A 20,192-nucleotide genomic window follows, 5' to 3' on the forward strand; every position below is an offset into this window, starting at 1 on the left:
GTGTGCACTGCTCTAATAGAAGAGATCAACAAGCTGTTTCGCTTCTGCGACATCATGGACACGGAGTATCTGTACACCTCTTTCCAAAAGTAGGGTATTTAATGCCGTTGTACCATTGAGTGCTTCTTGGGCCGTAGTACCCAATTTTTTGTAGATCATGGATTTACGTGATATGCCACCTAAAATTGGTAGACCAAGATAGTGTAATTCATCGACCCGATAAAGCAGCTCGTAATTTTGATCGATTGTTTTGGCAAAGCCAAACCCGGGATCGAGGATTATATCCTTTACACCCAGATCTCTTAAACGAGCTATACCTTGTCCCAAAAAGGTAGCAACATCAGTAACGATGTCGGTATATTCGGTTTGTCCTTGCATGGTTTCTGGAGTTCCACGCATATGCATGAGGATATAAGGCACCTGATATTTGGCTACTGTTGCAAACATCTCCTCATCAAGCGTGCCTCCTGATACGTCATTGACAATATGTACACCCGCGTCAATGGCTTCTGCAGCGACATCCGCCCGGAAGGTGTCTATGGATAAGATCGCTTCTGGAAAGGCGTTTCTGATTGCCAGGATAGGGGGAAGCGCTCTGTCCATTTCTTCCTGAGAAGAGATTAATGGCGCGCCGGGACGTGAAGAATAGGCCCCAATATCGAGGATTTGAGCGCCTGCCGTTAAGAGACTACTTGCTTTTTCCAGCGCTTTCTCTACCGTTGTATTATCTCCACCATCAAAAAAGGAATCTGGTGTAACATTGAGAATACCCATAATAACAGGTTTTTCAAATGTCATTAGCTTTCCACCTACATGGATGGATGGGGCAGTTGCTGTTTGAAATTTTTTCATCTTACGACAAGAACCCCATCAGCAACAATATTAATATCGTTTTTTGGCTGAGTAATCTGATTTATTTCGGCTTGAGATTTACCGAGATCTTTTGCGGCATGTTGCAATGAAGCGACTGAAGTTTCTTTCCGCTTGGCTACACCTTCGACAACAACTGTCTTACCGATGATATCTGCGGGCATAAAGAATCCATAATCTTTAAAGCGTACCATGATAGGTTCCTCTCCGTCCCGTTGTAAGGTCATGAAACAGCCTTTCTTTTTGCAGACTTCAACGACTTTGCCTTCAATTTTACCGTTGAAAGTATTCTTGCTACTTAGTTCTTTTTCCAGTTTAGCAACAGAAATCGCTTTATTAGCCTGAATTTCCTTTCCATATTTTACACCCGGTTTCGCTGAAGGAATCTCCTTTTTCTGAGCGTATAATTGCGTACTTACAGCAATTGCCAATGCAAAAAATAAAATGATCTTTTTCATCTGTATAAATTATTTGTTCATCAATCACGCTGCCTTCGACGGTTTCAATTGTGATGAAGCTATCCGCTTAGTCTCCGAGCGCACGGGCTCGGTTTTCATCGTGACTATATGAAAGCTGCATGCAAGATAACTAACACCATTTATTCAATCTACTATGAGTTTGAATACATCATGATGGATTGATATTACTTTCGAATGAATTCAAATTTACCACTTGGGTCCAGCTTCATAATGGTAGACGATTTACCATCAGTCTTCACATGCCTGTCGTATTCGACAATATAGTCTACACCTGCTTTGATCTCTTCAGCTATTTCGTCAAAATCCTTCGCTGTTGGTTCACCACTGATATTTGCTGAAGTAGAGATAATAGGTTTACGGAAACGTTGTAGAAGCTGTTCACAAAAAGGATGTTTGACAATTCGAATGCCAATCGAACCGTCCTCTGCAATGGCATTAGGAGCAAGATTTTTGGCATTCGAATAGACAATTGTCAATGGCTTGTCCGTATATTCAATAAGTTGATAAGCAACATCTGGGATTTCGTTGACATAACTTGCCAATTGGTTGTCGTTATGTAAAAGGACGATCAGACTTTTGGACTTATCTCTTCCTTTCAATTGAAAGATTTTCTCTACGGCATCAGGATTAGTGGCATCACAGCCTATCCCCCAGATTGTATCTGTTGGGTATAGAATTAATCCACCTGCTTTTAGCGTTTCCAACGCTTTGTTTAAATCCTCACGATCCACAAATGCACTCATTTTTTATTTTTTTAGTTCTGACCTTGAATTTAGACAGCTACATTGTGCTCACGCAGAGCATCATTTAATGAAGTTTTCTTATCAGTAGATTCTTTACGTTGACCAATGATCAATGCACAAGGAACTTGATACTCGCCAGCGGCGAATTTTTTAGTATAAGATCCAGGGATGACAACCGAACGGGCAGGAACATAACCTTTATATTCTACAGGTTCAGGTCCAGTAACATCAATAATTTTAGTCGATGCAGTCAATACGACATTAGCACCTAATACAGCTTCTTTTTCTACGCGAATTCCTTCAACAACGATCGCTCTTGATCCAATAAATACATTGTCTTCAATGATAACCGGAGCAGCTTGAACTGGCTCAAGTACGCCACCGATACCAACACCACCACTTAAGTGAACGTGTTTACCGATTTGAGCACAGGAACCGACTGTTGCCCATGTATCTACCATGGTACCTTCGTCTACATAAGCACCGATATTAACATAAGAAGGCATCATGATTACCCCCTTCGCTAAATAAGCACCTAAACGAGCAGAAGCGCCAGGAACCACACGAACACCCGTGTGTTTGTAATCTGTTTTTAGCTTCATTTTGTCATGGAATACAAAAGGACCTGCTGTCATTTCGCGCATATCGTTGATCGGGAAATACAAGATCACAGCTTTCTTGATCCAGTCATTTACATGCCATCTCGTGCCGATCAATTCCGCTACACGAATTTCACCGCTGTCTAGCTTCATGATCACGGTACGAATCGCTTCTGTATATTCTTTATACTCCAATAATTGTCTATCTTCCCAAGCTTCCTCAATCAATTTTTTAAGTGGCTCTACCATATTATTTGTTTGCTGATTTGAATTTGTTTATTTTGATGTACAAACTTAGATAAAGTTGCATTTAAAAGCAACTTTATCGTTCTCTCCCCTGCCATTAAGAAAATAGGCATAGGGGAAATATGTTAATTTTCGGTGGGAATACCACGATAATTTGCTAATATAACTATTTTTGCACTATGGCTGCAGCATCAGAAAAATTGAGAATTGATAAATATTTATGGTCGATAAGATTGTTTAAAACAAGAACTTTGGCAACCGAAGCCTGTAAGGCGGGACGGGTCAAGCTGAATGGTCAAAATATTAAACCTTCTTACGAAGTTAAGATCGGCGATGTCTATCATATCCAAAAAGGAATAGAAAAGAAAGTTGTTAAAGTGATCGGTCTTCTCGAGCGGCGGGTGGATGCAAAAACTGCTGTTCAGTTTTATGAAGATCAAACCCCTGTAGAAGAGACTGTAGGCTACAAATCGGTATTTCAGGCACCTGTGCTTAAGCGGGACCGCGGAACGGGAAGACCAACGAAGAAAGATCGTCGTGAAATAGACGATTTGCAAGCTTCAGACTGGTGGGATAAAGAAGATGAATAACGCAAAAAACATTTCATTTCTTCGATAATTATTTGCATTTTAGGTTAGCTAAAGTTATCCATGTTGATACACTTTAACACTGACCAAAAATGTAGATAATTATGAGAGGTAGCATGCACGCACAAGCGCTGATGACACTAGCGCTCACCCTAAACCTAGCACCAACTATTGCCAAGACCGGAAGCAAATCCATCTCATTTGCCAATCATGGAAATTCATTTGTAGTATTTCAACAAACTATTCGAGGAAAAGTCATTGATGAGAAGGGCCAGGGTATAGGAGGCGTTACCGTCAGAAATTCAACGGCAGGAACAACGGCACAGTCTGCCCCAGATGGCAGTTTCAGTATAGCTGCAAAACCGGGGGATGAATTGGAGTTCTCCTCCGTGGGCTATGATCGACAGCACAATACTGTCAGTAGTTCTGGGCCGCTAACGATTGTATTGGCAAATAAGAGCACGGTGTTGGAGGATGTGACGGTGACAGGATATACGAATTATTCCAAAAAACAGTCCGCCAATGTTTCGACCACAGTAAAAGCAAAAGATCTGGAACAGGTACCTATGGCTTCTGTTGACCAAATGCTACAGGGACGTGTTCCGGGGATGAGTGTAATGGCTAGTTCAGGACAACCGGGTGCCACTGCTTCTGTTGTTATCCGGGGGATCGGTTCTATAAATGGTATTTCGGATCCTCTGTATGTAATCGATGGAATTCCTATTGCCACATCGGAACTGAAGAATTTCAGCGCGAATGATTTTGAATCTGTCAATGTATTGCGCGATGCAACAGGAAAATCTTTATACGGATCCAGAGGTTCAAACGGTGTTATTGTTATCACGACAAAAAAAGGTAAATCTGGCCAGCTAGCTGTGAATTTTAACTCTCAATATGGTCTTTCCAAACTGACACGGCCAAAATTCCAGATGATGAATACACAGCAACGTTTGCAATTTGAAGAAGAATTGGGGCCCTTTGTCGATCCAGATAACAATGAAGGCATAGGTCCCGGATGGACGTATTCACCTAAAAATCCTGACGTAGCGGGCGGAACTTCAGCTTATAAAGCGCGAGCAGCTCAAATTTTGGATAGTTTGAGAGGGATTAATGTTGACTGGCGTGATTACTTCTTTCGTAACGGAAAGTTTATGGATCAGCAGGTGAATATAAGTGGAGGCGGGGAGCATGTGCGGTTCTATAGCAGTGCGGGATACTATAAACAAGAAGGTGTTGCCATTCGATCTGGTCTTGATCGGTATACTTTGAAAAATAATGTAGATTTTGATAAAGGGAAGCTTTCAGGAGGTGTAAATGTGACCCTTGGGTATACAAATTCGAAATTTACCGAAGGTGTAGGAGCTTCACGTGTCGGATCGTCTATGGCATCGGTTTATTATGCACTACCTTATGAATATCCGTATGCACCGGACGGAACGCTCATTCACTTTGGCAATGAAGACGATTACTTTATTTTGGATCAGCGTGAAGGGAGTGCCGGATTGGAACGTCTGCTCAACTCAAGTAGCTCTTCTGAGTTGTTTAATACCAATGTTGGCCTCAATCTAAATTATCAATTGCTACCGACCTTAAAAGTCCACACGCGATTGGGGATAGACTATAATACGACTACCGGCCAAGATTATATCAATCCCGATTCTTATTATGGATCACGGGATCGAGATCCGACACTTGGGGGAAAGGGATTATTCGCAGAAGACAATCTCCGGTCTACCAATGTGATCAGTACCACAGGATTAACCTATCAAAATACTTTTGACGAAAAGCATAATTTGGAGCTCTCGGCTTATTTTGAATATTTATATCGACGTAACCGCGCCTTTGGGTACAAAGGTTACGGTATTGATAGCCGTCTACCGGAAAATCCGAATGGTGTAACTGTAAGTCCGACCTATTTACCAGCCATTTTGGGTGGACGGACCAAATATGCATTGGCTTCGTATATGGCCCTGGGAAGGTATACTTATGACAATCGTTACTCGTTGACGGCAAGTTATCGTTATGATGGCTCTTCCCGTGTAGCGGAGGCGAATCGTTGGCATGGTTTCTATTCCTTCGGTGCCAATTGGAATGTCAAGGAAGAGGAATTCTTGAAGTCCAATGAATTCATACAAGGCCTATCCCTACGGGCTAGTTACGGTACCACGGCCAGTACAATCAATGGTGATTTCAATTACTTAGCAACTTTTAGAAAGGATATTACCTATGGTGGTGAAACAGCCATTCGTCCTTATGATCCCGGAAATCCGAATTATGACTGGGAATATGTGGATGAGTTCAATGCAGGATTTGATCTGGAGCTTTTTCCATCAAAGCGGCTTCGTGTTGCCATGGATTATTATAATAAAATAACCAAGAATATGTTTTTTGATCAGCCGATTTCCCTGACATCGGGATTCTTGGATCGTAAACTACCATTGAGCACGGGCAAGATGCGTAATAGGGGAGTGGAGATGAGCTTGTCCGGTGATGTCATAAAGAGGGAAGATTGGGGGCTGACTTTAGGGGTCAATGCTTCCTATAATAAAAATACTATATTATATCTTTCTGATGCATTGACAGAGGTTTTAGATGGAGATACACGGATTATGCGAGTTGGATTGCCTTATGGAACCTATTATGCGCCAGAGTGGGCGGGGGTTAATCCCCAGACTGGCGATGCGCAGTATTATAACCGCGATGGTAGTATAACAACCGAATATGATGAAACTTCACAGGCCGTTACAAAATCTGGCAGTATGTTTCCAAAATGGGTTGGCGGATTTAATACCACTGTCCGCTGGAAAAACCTCTCGTTGGATGCTTTGTTTGCATTTGTTAGTGACGTGCGCCGTTGGAATAACGAGGATTTTTATAATGAGAATTCGAGCTATATGACGAGTAACCAAAGTATACGCATGCTTACTGACCGTTGGAAGCAACCGGGAGATAATGCCATTTTACAACGGATTGATATACCGCGCGAATATACATCCAAAGATATCCAGGATGCTTCTTTCCTCAGGTTGCGGAATGTCAACTTAGTTTATCAGTTTCCAAAAACCTTGTTTGGGGATCAAAAGGTAATTAAAGGGGCCCGAATTTTCTTTCAGGGGCAAAATTTATTAACCTGGACGTCCTGGAGGGGGCTTGATCCCGAAAATAGTGAAGGGATAAGTCGTTTTAACTATCCAGCTCCGAGAACATATACAGCAGGATTCAGTGTTAATTTTTAAAAAGGACTACGGCAATGAAATCATTTAAAAATATATTAGTAATCGGCCTCTTTACTGTGGGTTTGTCGACTTTCTATTCCTGTAATAAATTAGATCTAAAACCTTCAGATACGATTGATCCCGAAAAGGCTTACCGTAATCTGGATGATATCGATATGGCCATCAAGGGTGCTTACGCTGGTATGACCTATACACTCATTGGAAATAGTGTGGTTGTCTCGGATGAAGCAATTTATCCACTGGAAAACACCGTCGGAAATGTTAGTGCTTATCGTTGGCAATATACCGCCTCAAGTTCATCGGTGACGAGCGCTTTTGGTGAATACTATGTGGTCATCGATCGTGCGAATCGCGCTTTGGCAGGACTGGAAAAATTGGAGAAAGTGGATGCTGATAAGCAAAAGCATTACCAAGGCGAATTGCTTGCCATCCGTGCTTTTGCTCATATTGAGCTTTTGAGAGCTTATGCAGCGGGCTATGAGCCTACAGCATTGGGAATTCCCTATATGTTAAAGTCTGAAATTGGACATCCACCACGCAAAACAGTTGCCGAAGTAATCAGCTTGGCCCAAAAGGACATTAATGAGGCTTTGGGCTTAATTGGAGATGAAGAGGCTATTTACCGTTTTTCTAAGACTGGCTTGTATGCATTGCAGGCAAGAACCGCTTTATATGCAAAAGATTGGACCTTGGCAATTGCTGCTTCATCAAAAGTCATTGCTGCAAAGCCACTGGCTGACCGGACTTCTTTTCCGAAAATATGGTCAGACGAGAGTTCCAATGAAGTGGTGTTTTCATTGCGTAGGACAGCCGCAGATCTACCTAAAGAAGATGATTCTCCAGCTGAAGGACCTATCGGGGCGATGTTTTTTAGGCAGGATGGCGAGATAGCACTTTACACACCTTCAAATAAATTGATTGCTCTATTTGACAAGAATAAAGATATCCGTTTTGGAAGCTATATTCTCGATGATCCCAATCGGGGAGAAGGGAAACAACAGTACCTGATTGGAAAATATTTGGGCCGTAAAGAAGCTGATGCAACAGCTGGTCTCGTGGACGTAAAATTATTTAGAACAGGCGAGATGTACCTGATCCGCGCGGAGGCCAATGCGGAGACAAATAAGCTCAATGAAGCAAATAATGATTTGAACGTGTTGCGGAAAGCGCGAATCCAAGATTATCAAAATCAGGTCTTATCCTCCAAAGACGAATTAATTGATGCTATTTTAGCGGAGCGTTATAAGGAATTGGCATTTGAGGGTCATCGTTTTTTTGATTTAAAAAGAAGGAAAATGCCTGTACGTAGAGGAGCCCAAGATGCTATAAATACTGCGGGAGCACTATTGTTGGAGTCAACAAAAGCGCAATACAATTTTCCTATTCCCGCAGATGAAATATTTGTCAACAAAAATATGGTGCAAAATCCAGGTTATACAAAATAATAAAATGAAGATACATGCAATGATAGCCATGATTATTGGAAGTGCTGCGGTTGCAGCTTCTTGTAATCACAATGACGGAAAGGAAAAACAAGAAATGACGAAAGAACAATTTGTTCTGGCAATTCATGGCGGAGCTGGGACAATTTTGAAAAAAAATATGACTGACTCCATGGAGCAGGCGTATAAAACAGTTTTGGAGCAAGCTTTGAATGAAGGTTACAATCAATTGAAGAAGGGGAATTCCAGTTTAGATGCTGTTGAACAAGCGATTCATGTAATGGAAGATTCTCCTTTGTTTAATGCAGGCAAGGGAGCTGTCTTTACGAATGAGGGAAAAAACGAGTTGGATGCTTCTATCATGGATGGAAAGACATTAGCTGCTGGTGCAGTTGCTGGAGTCACCACCATTAGAAACCCAATTTCCGCAGCGCGTGCGGTCATGGAGAAGTCGGAACATGTGATGATGGTGGGCAAAGGAGCAGAAGAGTTTGCCAAAGAAGCTGGTTTGCAAATCGTTGATCCATCTTATTTTTGGACGAAAATGCGTTGGGATGCCCTGCAAAAAATTAAAAAAGAGGATAGTACCAAAACACAGCTGGATCATGATCAGAAACAGAGTTCCCGTTTGGGGATTCTTAATAAGGATTCTAAATTTGGGACAGTGGGTTGTGTCGCATTGGATAATCAGGGGAATTTAGCTGCGGGTACTTCGACTGGTGGGATGACGAACAAAAAATTTGGTCGTGTTGGTGATTCACCAATTATTGGTGCAGGGACTTATGCTAATAATGCAACTTGCGCAGTTTCCTGTACCGGTTGGGGTGAGTTTTATATTCGTAATGTAGCCGCATATTCTGTTTCGGCCCTAATGGAATATAAAAATGATAATGTATGGCAAGCCGGTCAAGCTGTCATTGATCGGATTGGCAAAATGGGCGGAGATGGTGGAATGATTGTTATGGATAAAGAAGGTCATGTCGCCATGCCGTTCAATACCGAAGGCATGTATAGGGGCACGGTAACAAAGGAAGGTAAGATAAAAGTAGAAATTTATAAGTAATCAAACGTATAATCTAAGGGAAGCTGTTATGAAAAAGTTGTTGTGTATTATCGCGGTAATCGTTTTGTGTTCTTTCACCAGCCAGAAATCACGCATTTCACCTAAAGGAACATTGTTTGTCATTGGTGGCGGACATAAAGATGAACATCTGATGGAAGCTTTGGTCGAAGCAGCGCAGCTTTCACCAAAGGATTATATAATGATCTTACCGATGGCTTCCACCGTCCCTGATGAGTCTGTAGAGGGTATGGTAAATCAACTCAGGGAAGTGACAAAAAATAAGATCACCAGTATTAATTTTTCGAAATCGGATGCTGATGATCAGAAGCTTGTTGATTCGGTACGCCATGCAAAACTGATTTATATTACAGGGGGAGATCAAAATCGTTTTATGTCGATCGTAGCACATACAGCATTGTTCGATGCGATTCATGCAGCTTATCAGCAAGGTGCATGTATTGCGGGTACAAGCGCTGGTGCGGCTATTATGAGCGAGACAATGATAACAGGTAATCAATTAAAAGATTCGGTCTATCGAGCTACCTTCAATAGACTGGAACATCAAAATTTAGAGACAGCCAAAGGTCTGGGGCTTATAAAATCTGCGATTATAGATCAGCATTTTGTAAAGAGAAGTCGATATAATCGACTTTTTACTGCCTTAGCGGAGTTCCCTGACAAGACCTGTATCGGGATTGATGAGGGAACTGCTATCATCGTTCGACAGAATACCGTAAAAGTGGTTGGGGAATCCCAAGTCATCGTTGCCAGAAATCCACGTGGATTAAAGAAAAAATCCAATGGAATGATCACTTGGGATAATCTTACCCTGAGTGCCTATGATGAAGGTAAAACATTTAAAATCAAGTAATTACAGGTATTTTTCAATTTCGTCAAATTGAATATCCCCATGTGAAGCATCGTAAAGGCTGTTTTTGCCTTCGACAATCAGTATCTGTGGCGATTGATGTTCAATATTCCATCGTTGTGCAATTTCATTGGAAAGTGCCCGATAACGCAACAGGTCTAACAGATAAATAGAATAGTCCTGATCAACAGTAGTTGACATCCGTTCCAAACTGCGTTTTGCCATGTTACTGATACCACAGGTTGTGCTGTGTTTGAATATGGCGGACACCTTATCGGATTGATAAAGTTCCTGTAATTGTTCTTCTGTATTTAATTCTATCCAATTAATCATAATAGCTATAATTCTTTAAATTTCTTTTGCTCGACTTGTACAAATGAAGAGATCGAAGAGAATACACAGGTTCTCTTGTCGTTGCTTGCAGCGCTAAATAAACTAGGTAGGCGTATTCCATCACCTATTTCTTTGTATTTGCTTACCTCATAACTGATTTTTTCTGTTTTATCAGTGTATTCATAACGCGTAATCTCACCCGTATTTTGATCGATATAGATTAAACCGTCTAGCTTAGAGCCGAGAACCGGACCTGAAGAGGTAATACTTGCAACTGTTAATTTTTGCCCACCAATAAATCGTTCCTCCTGATTTTTAAACTGCACACTTCTTTGTTCTATCAGCGTGGGTAACAAGAGCAGATTTAGATCCGCAAAAAGTTGATTTTTTATGGATTTCTTTATTTCTTGGCCGTCCGTAGATACATTGCCCGCAATAAAAAGCTTATCTGTGCTGCTTCCTTTAAAATTGAATAAATAGGTTACCTGATCAGATCCGCTAAATCCATCGAATCTACATTCTCCTGTTGTACGGTTAAAGAGGAACTTACGTTCTTCATTGGACAACTCTTCCGATACGGTATTACCCTTTGCAGAAAAAGCGAGATACTGTAGGGAATCCCATTTACCTTGGCCACCAATACTGCGCCAGATTTGCTTATTCAGGCTATCGTCTTGAGCAGATAAATGCCCGACAGAAAGAAATGATAGCATAAATACGAAGAGTATGTTCGATAATGTTTTCATAATCATATCTAAAAAATAAAAATCGATTAATAAGATATTATCATACTTTATTAATCGATTTATTTAAAATTAAAGTACTTGTGCGTTTCTATGTTTTGGCCCAGAATACTTTTTCATGATTAAATAATAGACAAAATTGATACCAAACTAGAATCTTTTAGCAATGGCAGCCATTTGTATTGCTGTAATAGCAGCTTCTTCACCCTTATTGCCATGTTTACCACCAGCGCGGTCCAAAGCTTGTTGAAGGTTGTCTGTCGTCAGTACTCCAAAAATAACCGGTTTGTTATACTTCAGTCCTACGTTTGAAACACCATTGGCTACCGCATGACAAATAAAATCGAAATGGCGGGTTTCTCCCTGGATTACACAGCCTAGACAGATAACAGCATCAAAGCTTTGATTTCTCAATGCCAGATCTGCTCCGGAGGTCAGCTCGAAGCTTCCTGGAACCTCGATAACTTCGATATTGCCTTCTTTTGCACCATGTTTTTCCAAACCTGAGATAGCACCGTTCAATAGTGCACCAGTAATTTCTGCATTCCACTGTGCAACTACAATTGCAAATTTGAATGGACTCGCATCCGCAACTTGGATATGCGAAAAGTCTGATAGATTTTTAATGCTACTTGCCATAATAGATGCAAAGATAGTGATTTTAGATGGTCACAAAAAAAGAGGCTATCAAATAGCCTCTTTTTTTGTGTATTTATGATTTCTTATAAATGTGCTTGTACTCTACCCAATAGACCATCGATAGTAGAAGCTTCTTGGCTTTCTGGAAAATCTGTTTTGATTTTTTTGTAAGCTGTTTCAGCACTTTTGTAGTCATTTTGTGCCTCATAAACAAGACCTAACTTTTTTAGGAATAATGGAGTTGTGTATGAGTTGCTCGATTTTTCAGAAGCTTGTTTGTAATAATCAGCCGCTTTTTTATAGTCTTTTAACTCTGAATAAGCATCCCCTGTCAAACCAATAACTAGAGGGTCTAAGATTTGACTTCCTGTAGGGGAATATTTTTCCAATGCTTTTACAGCATCATCAAATTTACCTTGACGTAAGTAGAGACCTCCTAAATATGCATTTGCAATATTTGCAGATTTTGTGTTTGAATATTCGTCTGCAATTTGCTTGAAACCAAGGAATGCGCCATCTCCTGAAATCGCTTTATTCTGTAAAGAATCAATTGTAACAAGCTGCTCGGCTTTATACATGCGATTCGATGCTTCCTCTGCTCTTGGTTGCAAATAAAGTTTTTCGTATCCAAAGTACAGCAAAATCAATACAACGATACCACCTAAAATAAACGCAACGCTTTTTTGGTTATCCTGAAAAAAAGATCCTTTTGAAGGTTTCAAACCTTGATTTGTATTATTTGTATTTTTAGACATTACTAATCAGTAAAATATGGTTGCAAAAATACACTTTTCGAGCAAATTTGCAAGTGTTTTACAAATTTTAAAGTGAATTAACTTTTGTTTTCGGACTCATTTGATAATTCGATTTCTTTATCCAGTTGTTCATAGATCGAATTTTTACTTTTAAATTCTGGAACAATGAGCTTCATTTGATAGACGACCTCATTTTTATTTTGAGTCGCTAATCGCAGTTTTAATTCCGCTAGTTTCAGACTTACAATGTTATAATTATTTTCGCGGACCTTGGCGATCATAATTTTCTCATGATGCGTCGGAAGGGTATTTTCCAGATCGTTTAAGAGTTCTTCATATAATTTTTCACCCGGTCTTAGACCGGTGAATTTTATTTCGATATCTTCATTTGGTTTGAATCCGGAAAGACGTATCATCTTCTTGGCCAGCTCAACGATCTTCACGGATTTCCCCATGTCAAAGACGAATATTTCTCCGCCTTGACCCATAGCACCAGCTTCTAGAACAAGCCGGCAGGCTTCGGGGATAGTCATAAAATAACGTGTAATCTCGGGATGAGTTACTGTAACAGGGCCTCCTTTTTGGATCTGATCTCTAAATCTAGGAATAACAGAGCCATTTGAGCCAAGAACATTGCCAAATCGCGTAGTAATAAATTTGGTATTGACCTCTCTATTCGATAAACTTTCCAGATGATTGTTTAGGGCTTGTACATATATTTCGGCAATACGTTTTGTTGCCCCCATAATATTTGTTGGATTAACAGCCTTGTCTGTAGAAACGAAAACGAATTTTTCGACCAGAAATTCCACCGCCAGATCAGCTAGGTTTTTGGTACCCATAACATTGGTTTGTACTGCTTCAAGCGGATGGTTTTCCATCATAGGAACGTGTTTATAAGCTGCAGCATGATATACATAATGTGGTTTGAATGTTTCAAAGAGTAAACGCATTCTTTTTGTACTTCTGATATCTGCTATATAAGTATGGTATACCTGATTTGGAAATTCGTCCTGTAAATCCAGTTGTAAATTGTGCAATGGGGATTCCGCCTGATCACAGAGAATAATCATTTGGGGTTCATATTTACCCAATTGTGAGGCGATTTCACTCCCTATTGATCCAGCGGCACCAGTAACAAGGATTCTTTTACCTTTGGTTTGGTTTAGGATATGATCATCATTGATTTTGATTGGATCCCGCTCTAATAGATCTTCAATTTTTATTTTTTGAATCTGATTGGGGTTAAGATCCCCATTCATAATTTTTTTGACAGGTGGAAGTGTTAAGATACTTACATTTCGCTCTAAAGCTATATCCGTAATTTCGTTTTTGCGCTCTGAAGGAATATTGTGTGAGGCAATAATGACCTCTTCAACATTCAAGGTATTGATCAGATGATTGAACTTCTTAGATGAATAGATTTTCGTTCCATCAATTACTTTGTTGATCTTTTGATCATTATCATCCAAAAAGCCAATAATCGCATTTTTCGATCGTACATCATGATCTAATGTTCTTTTTACGGCGATACCGAGATCACCGGCGCCATAAATCAAGGTTTTCTTTCTGGTGCCATTGACTTTCTTTGTATAGAGAAAGAAAATTTTAATAATAGTTCGATATACCGTTAAAATTAAAAATGAGAAGAGCGCAAAGAAGATGATCAACGCTGTGGGAATATTCCGTTCAATTTCATTTGCTTGAATAATCAGTTTGATGATTAGAAGCATGAACACGCTAAATACTATGGTGGATAATATCCGGATGGAGTCAATCGCGCTTGTGTAACGAATGATCCCAGTATACATCTTGAATAAGTAAAATGATAGGGAGCAGACACTTATAAATAGAATATATCTTATGCTAAAATCTATGTCAAGGAGAAAATCGAAGTTAAAATCGTAATAAATGACGTTTGCAAGGAGATAGGCGATGGAAACACTGAAAATATCCAATAAAAAAATGATCCATCTGGGTACTATACTGATTTTACTTAGCATGGTAATAAATCTGATTAATTTAGACAAATGTAGATAATTTTGTTTCATTCCCATGGCCTTTGTATGGATTAATCTTTTACCCTATTTAATAACTACAGAACGTTGATAGGAACGCTATCTTGTCTGTAGCTCACCAACTAAGGAGCTGAGCAGCTTGTCAATTTTATCTTCGTTTGATTACATTGATTATTTATTGTAATTTTAACTAAAGTCAATTTAATAAAATGAATGAGTTAGGGAAGCTTGCGAGTCAGGCCATGATTTCTCCGAAAGAAATGCTTTTTGAGAAGAAAAAGAATGGGAAAAGTCTTTTTATTGGGATCCCAAAGGAGACCTCACTTCAGGAAAAGCGTATATGTCTGACACCTTTGGCGGTAGCATTACTTGTCGAAAACGGACATGAGGTATTGATTGAGACTGGAGCCGGAACCGGAGCGAATTTTTTGGATCACCATTATAGTGAACAAGGAGCTCGGATCGTGTCATCCAGAGAAGAAATATATCAAGCAGATTTGATCATTAAAGTTGGTAGTCCTACCGTCTCTGAGGTTAAATTGATGAAAGAAAGACAAGTACTCCTGTCTTCCCAACAGCCTTCCTTAATGAATATTGAGGTGCTAAAGGCGTTGATGCATAAGAAGATTACCGCAATTTCCTATGAATATCTGCGGGATGAAGGAGGGTGTTTAGCTGTGGTGCGGGCAATGAGCGAAATTGTCGGGGCGACAGCGACTTTGATCGCTGGGGAGTATTTAAGTAATGCTTTCGGTGGAAAGGGACTCATGCTAGGAGGTGTTACAGGAGTAGCTTCTACAGAGGTTGTCATTATAGGTGCAGGAACAGTTGGCGAGCAAGCTGCACGAACCGCCTTGGCGCTTGGCGCACAAGTAAAGGTTTTTGACAATTCAATTTATAAACTCCGCCGTTTGCAAAACAATCTTGGTAGTCTAGTATTTACTTCGGTTATTCAACCAATTATTCTTAATAAAGCAGTAATAAGTTCAGATGTCGTTATTGGCGCACTGCGGGCGCGCAATGGCCGTTCTGCTTGTGTGATTTCCGAAGAAACGGTTTCAAAGATGAAACCTAACTCGGTTGTGATAGATGTCAGTATCGATCAAGGTGGAAATTTTGAGACATCGGAAGTAACCTCACATGATAAACCTGTTTTTCGGAAATTTGATGTCATTCACTATTGTGTTCCTAATATCGCTTCTCGGGTCGCTCGTACAGCAACCTATGCAATGAGTAATATTTTCACGTCCATCCTGTTGGACTTCGCCGAGTTGGGCGGATTGAAAAATGCAATTTGGAAAAGCCCAGGGATAAGAAGTTCAATCTATCTGTACCAAGGCAACCTAACCAATGCCGATATGGCTTCCCGATTTAATATGACGGCAAAAGATTTGGATTTATTGGTAGTTTCTTCACTTTAGGGGACACCACATATTATATAATATAGATAATAGAGATGAAAAAAATTCTTATGATCTTATGTTCTTTGGTTTCGCTTGCAAAGGCTCAGGAAGTTATAAATCTTTACCCAGATACTATTCCGAATGCAACGGATAAAGATCAGGTTCTTTTGGAAAAAAACATACCCAAATTATTTGTTTATACTCCAGCTGAAGGTGCGGCCAAAAATATAGCCGTACTTGTGATCCCTGGAGGTGGATACGCGCATATCGCAATGGATCATGAAGGGCATGCAGTCGCTCAGGAACTCGTAAGAAATGGATATTCGGCTTATGTATTACAATACAGATTACCCTCACCCAATATCATGCGGGATAAGAGTATTGGGCCGCTTCAGGATGCTCAACAGGCAGTACAATTGATTCGCACTTCCAATCCACAATTCAAAAAAGTTGGCGTTATAGGTTTTTCGGCGGGAGGGCATTTGGCATCAACCTTAGTGACCAAATTTAAGAAAGAATATATCCCCAACCCTTCACATGTGTCACTGCGGCCGGACTTTGCAGGACTAATATATCCAGTTATTTCTATGCAGAATGATGTGACGCATAAAGGTTCGAAAATCAATCTGATTGGAGAAAATCCATCCGAAGAACTTGTTCAATTATTCTCTTCAGATTTACAGGTTTCTCCTGAGGTCTGTCCTGTTTTTTTTGTGCATGCCAAAGATGACAAATCTGTTCCGATTGAAAACAGCTACCGAATGATGGCAGCATTGGATAAGGTGCATGTCCGCAATACGCTCTATGTGTTTGAACAAGGCGGCCACGGCTTTGGATTGATCAACAAAACTTCTGAAAAAAAATGGTTTGATGCATTTCTATCCTGGATTTCCACGTTGAATTAATCGAAAGGAATCCAGTGGGAAATTGTTAGATCAACCGCTTGGTTTTTCTGAGGGATTAGCTGTGAAATGGTTGTGCAATGTAGGTCAACCACATTGTTTGAAACAACGATTTCATAATAAAAGCCTCTAAATTTAGTGTCTTTTACAAAGAAAGGTGATTCTTCGGCGAGCATAATAGAAATCCATTCTTGATGAATTGCAATGGGCTTTTCACTTGCTATACCTAAATTTTGTGCTTGTTGGGGATTTAGGATATTACTTTTTGCCAACAATTGTGCTGTATAAGGGTGTGATGGCTGGCTATATAATAGGTGTGGATTATTTTGATCTAATATTTTTCCTGATTTCATGACAATAAGGTTGTCTGCCAGCGCAAGCACCTCCGTGGGGTCATGCGAAACCAAAATTATCGTAAGACCCGTTTCCTTCACAATATCCTTGATGTCCTGTTGCAAGGTGTCGCGAAAAGATGCGTCCACTTGGTTAAATGGTTCATCCATCAATAATACCTCAGGTTCATTGATCAATGCGCGGCAGATCGCAACACGCTGTTTTTCTCCGCCACTGATATCGGCAACTCGTTTTTTTGCCAAATGATCTATGCGTAAGCGTTGTAAAATCTCTGCGGTTTTATCCTGCTTGCGTTTGATATCCGTATTGGGTAGCTGTGAAGCAACGTTATCCCATACATTCGCATAGGTATTTAAATCGTCGAATCCTTGCGAAACGAGTTTCATGGCATCATGTCCGGGTATTAGCTTGTCTTTGCGTGTGGGAACTTGCCAGCCTTTATACCGCACGACTCCGTCCGTAGGTTCTAACAAGCCATAGATTAATTTAAGAAGCGTACTTTTTCCACTTCCGGACTCACCGATGATAGCCGTTATTTTTCCGCCTTCAATATCAAAAGAAGCATTTTCAACAGCAAACTGTACATTGTTTTCATGGAAGGAGAAACTTAAATGTTCAGCGTGAATAGCTGCTAACCCCGGTACCTGGATATCTGAAGGAATATATTGACAAGACGATGAATGAGCCATAATGGAATATGATAAAAGATAGATTAACGGATAGATATTTTTCGGGTAGCAGCGTCTATGATGCTGATATGTATTTCTTTCGCTTCTTCGGGCAACAAATTTGGTATTTTTTCAGGCCACTCCATAAAGCAATATGCTCCCGAATCGAAATATTCTTCATAACCAAAGTCAAATGCCTCCTGTTCATCTTTAATCCGATAAAAATCAAAATGATAGATTGGCCCGCTATCGGAATCATATTCATTAACAATCGAGAAGGTAGGACTCGACGTGCTATCTTTTACACCTAATTGTTCACACAAATATTTTATAAAGGTGGTTTTTCCTGCTCCCATTGGGCCATATAACAGAAAAATTCGATCCTTTGGAAACCTGTTCAAAAGAGTTTGGGCTGCAACAGAAAGATCTGCCGTTGTATTTACGATAATTTCCATGTTGCAAAATTACTATTTCGGCAAGTATGTCGCAAAGGGGATGATCATTTCTTCCAATGATATTCCTCCATGTTGGAATGTTCCGTTAAAGTAATTAACAAATTGATTGTAATTGTTTGGATAAACAAAGTAGGAATCCTCTTTGGCGAATACATAAGTTGAGCTAACATGAAGCTTGGGCAACTGTGCATCATGGGGATTTTTTATCGTAAATACATCTTTTTCAATGTAGTTTAGATTTTTCCCTTGTTTATAGCGGAGGTTTGTATTTGTATTTCTATCTCCAACGATTTTGCTCGGTTTTTTTACCCGAATCGTCCCATGGTCCGTTGTGATAATAACACGTACTTTTTTCTGTGAAAGCCATTTAAGGGTCTCTAAAAGAGGTGAGTGTTCAAACCAGGATAAGGTAAGCGAACGGTATGCCGCTTCATCATTCGCCAGTTCACGGATCATGGAGCTGTCCGTCCGTGCATGGGATAACATATCAACGAAGTTGTAGACCAGGACATTGAGCTGATTATGCATCAAGTTCCCTAAATTATCTAAAACGTCCTTACCTTGTTCAAGTGTTAAAACTTTGGTGTAAGAATGTTTTATCGGTTTACGATATAACCTTTTGACCTGATCCTCCAGAAATTTGTCTTCATATAAGTTCTTACCACCCTCATCCTCGTCATTTTGCCATAACTTTGGAAACCGTTTTTCCATTTCTAATGGTGTTAAGCCGCTGAAAATTGCATTTCTTGCATATTGGGTTGCAGTTGGAAGGATGCTGAAATAGTTGATCTCCTCTTCCAGTCTAAAATAATCTGTAATCACCTCGTTGATGATTTTCCATTGATCAAAACGCAAATTATCTATCAGGACGAAAAAGGTAGAGATTTCATCTTCAAGTACTGGAAATACTTTCTTTTTAAACAACTGATGGGATAAAATAGGTGAATTTTCCGGGCGATTGATCCAATTGATATAGTTGTTTTCTACAAACTTTGAAAATCGCATGTTTGCTTCCGACTTTTGCATGGTCAGGATTTCATGCATGTTGTTGTCATCAAGCTTTTCAAGTGATAATTCCCAGTAAACAAGTTTTTTATATACTTCTGACCACTGATTGAAATCCAGATCGTCATTTAAGATCATACCTAAATTGCGGAAATCTTGCTGATAGGCCATAGAAGTTTTCTCATTGACAATACGTTTATTTTCAGTGAGTTTTTTTATCGTCATCAAAATCTGCTTGGGATTTACAGGTTTGATTAAATAATCATCTATTTTAGATCCGATGGCATCTTCCATGACATGTTCCTCTTCATTTTTGGTGACGAGCACGATAGGAACTGTAGGATTAATGGACTTGATGATCGCAAGTGTTTCGAGCCCAGTTAGCCCCGGCATGTTTTCATCCAGAAATATTAAGTGAAAAAAACCATTTTTAAAGGCTTCAACCGCATCATTTCCATTGTTGACTGTGTCAACTTTATACCCCTTACTTTCTAAAAACAAAATATGAGGTTTTAGAAAGTCAATTTCGTCATCAGCCCAGAGAATATGTGTTTTTTGCATCTTGTTATATATGTCTACTATAAGAGAGGTTGATATGTTACTCAAATTGTAACAAAAGAAAATACCTCGTTCATTGAATGGATTTCAATATCGTGCTAACATAAGCAAATATCGTGCTTTAGATTTATTTTTAACATTTCTTAACGATGAACTAACTATCTTTGTTTTAAGTTTATATTAGTGATAACCATAAGTTTGTGTTTTACACAAGCGGGTTTTCTAT

The 20,192-nt window shown here is 39.8% G+C and carries 19 protein-coding genes; 7 read left to right on the forward strand and 12 right to left on the reverse strand.

The annotated features are described in order from the left end of the window. Nucleotides 1-12 precede the first annotated feature (12 nt). The 4 genes from folP to ABFX33_RS25440 all read right to left on the reverse strand — a co-directional run bounded on the left by folP (nt 13) and on the right by ABFX33_RS25440 (nt 2,940). On the reverse strand, nt 13-852 hold the full coding sequence (folP, locus tag ABFX33_RS25425; RefSeq protein ID WP_346089072.1) for a dihydropteroate synthase: 840 nt from the start codon (nt 850-852) through the stop codon (nt 13-15). Next, on the reverse strand, nt 849-1,328 hold the full coding sequence (locus ABFX33_RS25430) for a DUF4920 domain-containing protein (RefSeq protein WP_223584318.1): 480 nt from the start codon (nt 1,326-1,328) through the stop codon (nt 849-851). The genes folP and ABFX33_RS25430 overlap by 4 nt, the downstream gene beginning before the upstream one ends. A gap of 185 nt (nt 1,329-1,513) precedes the next feature. After that, entirely contained in the window at nt 1,514-2,092 is a 579-nt protein-coding gene (locus tag ABFX33_RS25435) for an L-threonylcarbamoyladenylate synthase (protein WP_223584319.1), read from the reverse strand. Between the two features lie 29 nt (nt 2,093-2,121). After that, the gene (locus tag ABFX33_RS25440) at nt 2,122-2,940 is read right to left on the reverse strand and encodes a 2,3,4,5-tetrahydropyridine-2,6-dicarboxylate N-succinyltransferase (protein WP_077438248.1); all 819 of its coding nucleotides are present in this window, start codon (nt 2,938-2,940) and stop codon (nt 2,122-2,124) included. Between the two features lie 176 nt (nt 2,941-3,116). Between ABFX33_RS25440 and ABFX33_RS25445 the strand changes: the two genes are divergently transcribed. From ABFX33_RS25445 to ABFX33_RS25465, 5 genes are all read left to right on the forward strand, one after another. After that, nucleotides 3,117-3,527 carry an RNA-binding S4 domain-containing protein gene (locus tag ABFX33_RS25445; RefSeq protein ID WP_120261865.1) on the forward strand — a complete coding sequence of 137 codons (411 nt, stop codon included), beginning with the start codon at nt 3,117-3,119 and terminating at the stop codon, nt 3,525-3,527. 101 nt (nt 3,528-3,628) lie between these two features. Next, on the forward strand, nt 3,629-6,760 hold the full coding sequence (locus ABFX33_RS25450) for a SusC/RagA family TonB-linked outer membrane protein (RefSeq protein ID WP_346089075.1): 3,132 nt from the start codon (nt 3,629-3,631) through the stop codon (nt 6,758-6,760). A gap of 14 nt (nt 6,761-6,774) precedes the next feature. Further along, nucleotides 6,775-8,205 carry a RagB/SusD family nutrient uptake outer membrane protein gene (locus ABFX33_RS25455; RefSeq protein WP_346089076.1) on the forward strand — a complete coding sequence of 477 codons (1,431 nt, stop codon included), beginning with the start codon at nt 6,775-6,777 and terminating at the stop codon, nt 8,203-8,205. A gap of 4 nt (nt 8,206-8,209) precedes the next feature. Then, nucleotides 8,210-9,265: an isoaspartyl peptidase/L-asparaginase family protein gene (locus ABFX33_RS25460; RefSeq protein ID WP_346089078.1), complete on the forward strand. Its 1,056-nt coding sequence runs from the start codon at nt 8,210-8,212 to the stop codon at nt 9,263-9,265. Between the two features lie 28 nt (nt 9,266-9,293). Next, nucleotides 9,294-10,136 carry a cyanophycinase gene (locus ABFX33_RS25465; RefSeq protein WP_346089080.1) on the forward strand — a complete coding sequence of 281 codons (843 nt, stop codon included), beginning with the start codon at nt 9,294-9,296 and terminating at the stop codon, nt 10,134-10,136. Here the strand turns inward: ABFX33_RS25465 and ytxJ are convergent, their stop codons facing one another. The 5 genes from ytxJ to ABFX33_RS25490 all read right to left on the reverse strand — a co-directional run bounded on the left by ytxJ (nt 10,137) and on the right by ABFX33_RS25490 (nt 14,606). Next, the gene (gene ytxJ, locus ABFX33_RS25470; protein WP_208642623.1) at nt 10,137-10,466 is read right to left on the reverse strand and encodes a bacillithiol system redox-active protein YtxJ; all 330 of its coding nucleotides are present in this window, start codon (nt 10,464-10,466) and stop codon (nt 10,137-10,139) included. It lies immediately after the preceding gene. Nucleotides 10,467-10,471: 5 nt separating this feature from the next. Then, on the reverse strand, nt 10,472-11,212 hold the full coding sequence (locus tag ABFX33_RS25475) for a hypothetical protein (RefSeq protein ID WP_346089083.1): 741 nt from the start codon (nt 11,210-11,212) through the stop codon (nt 10,472-10,474). Between the two features lie 147 nt (nt 11,213-11,359). Further along, entirely contained in the window at nt 11,360-11,848 is a 489-nt protein-coding gene (gene ribH, locus ABFX33_RS25480) for a 6,7-dimethyl-8-ribityllumazine synthase (RefSeq protein WP_346089085.1), read from the reverse strand. Nucleotides 11,849-11,931: 83 nt separating this feature from the next. After that, nucleotides 11,932-12,603 carry a tetratricopeptide repeat protein gene (locus ABFX33_RS25485; protein WP_120261859.1) on the reverse strand — a complete coding sequence of 224 codons (672 nt, stop codon included), beginning with the start codon at nt 12,601-12,603 and terminating at the stop codon, nt 11,932-11,934. A gap of 77 nt (nt 12,604-12,680) precedes the next feature. Further along, on the reverse strand, nt 12,681-14,606 hold the full coding sequence (locus ABFX33_RS25490) for a polysaccharide biosynthesis protein (protein WP_346089314.1): 1,926 nt from the start codon (nt 14,604-14,606) through the stop codon (nt 12,681-12,683). 224 nt (nt 14,607-14,830) lie between these two features. Between ABFX33_RS25490 and ABFX33_RS25495 the strand changes: the two genes are divergently transcribed. Both ABFX33_RS25495 and ABFX33_RS25500 read left to right on the forward strand, forming a co-directional pair. Continuing rightward, on the forward strand, nt 14,831-16,042 hold the full coding sequence (locus tag ABFX33_RS25495; RefSeq protein WP_257094903.1) for an alanine dehydrogenase: 1,212 nt from the start codon (nt 14,831-14,833) through the stop codon (nt 16,040-16,042). A gap of 35 nt (nt 16,043-16,077) precedes the next feature. Continuing rightward, nucleotides 16,078-16,929: an alpha/beta hydrolase gene (locus ABFX33_RS25500; protein WP_346089087.1), complete on the forward strand. Its 852-nt coding sequence runs from the start codon at nt 16,078-16,080 to the stop codon at nt 16,927-16,929. On the opposite strand, the gene ABFX33_RS25505 is transcribed toward ABFX33_RS25500, so the two are convergent. Genes ABFX33_RS25505 through porX form a run of 3 tightly spaced genes read right to left on the reverse strand, consistent with a single transcriptional unit; the run spans nt 16,926 to nt 19,969 of the window. Then, entirely contained in the window at nt 16,926-17,969 is a 1,044-nt protein-coding gene (locus ABFX33_RS25505) for an ABC transporter ATP-binding protein (protein WP_346089089.1), read from the reverse strand. The two genes, ABFX33_RS25500 and ABFX33_RS25505, sit on opposite strands and share 4 nt — an antisense overlap. 23 nt (nt 17,970-17,992) lie before the next feature. Beyond that, nucleotides 17,993-18,403, reverse strand: a complete 411-nt coding sequence (gene tsaE / locus ABFX33_RS25510; protein WP_257094888.1) for a tRNA (adenosine(37)-N6)-threonylcarbamoyltransferase complex ATPase subunit type 1 TsaE — start codon at nt 18,401-18,403, stop codon at nt 17,993-17,995. A 12-nt stretch (nt 18,404-18,415) separates the two neighbouring features. Next, a complete protein-coding gene (gene porX, locus ABFX33_RS25515; protein ID WP_346089091.1) occupies nt 18,416-19,969 on the reverse strand; it encodes a T9SS response regulator signal transducer PorX in 1,554 nt (517 codons plus the stop codon). Nucleotides 19,970-20,192: the final 223 nt, after the last annotated feature.

The sequence above is a fragment of the Sphingobacterium ginsenosidimutans genome, assembly GCF_039536865.1.
In the GTDB taxonomy this organism is placed as follows: Bacteria; Bacteroidota; Bacteroidia; order Sphingobacteriales; family Sphingobacteriaceae; genus Sphingobacterium; species Sphingobacterium detergens.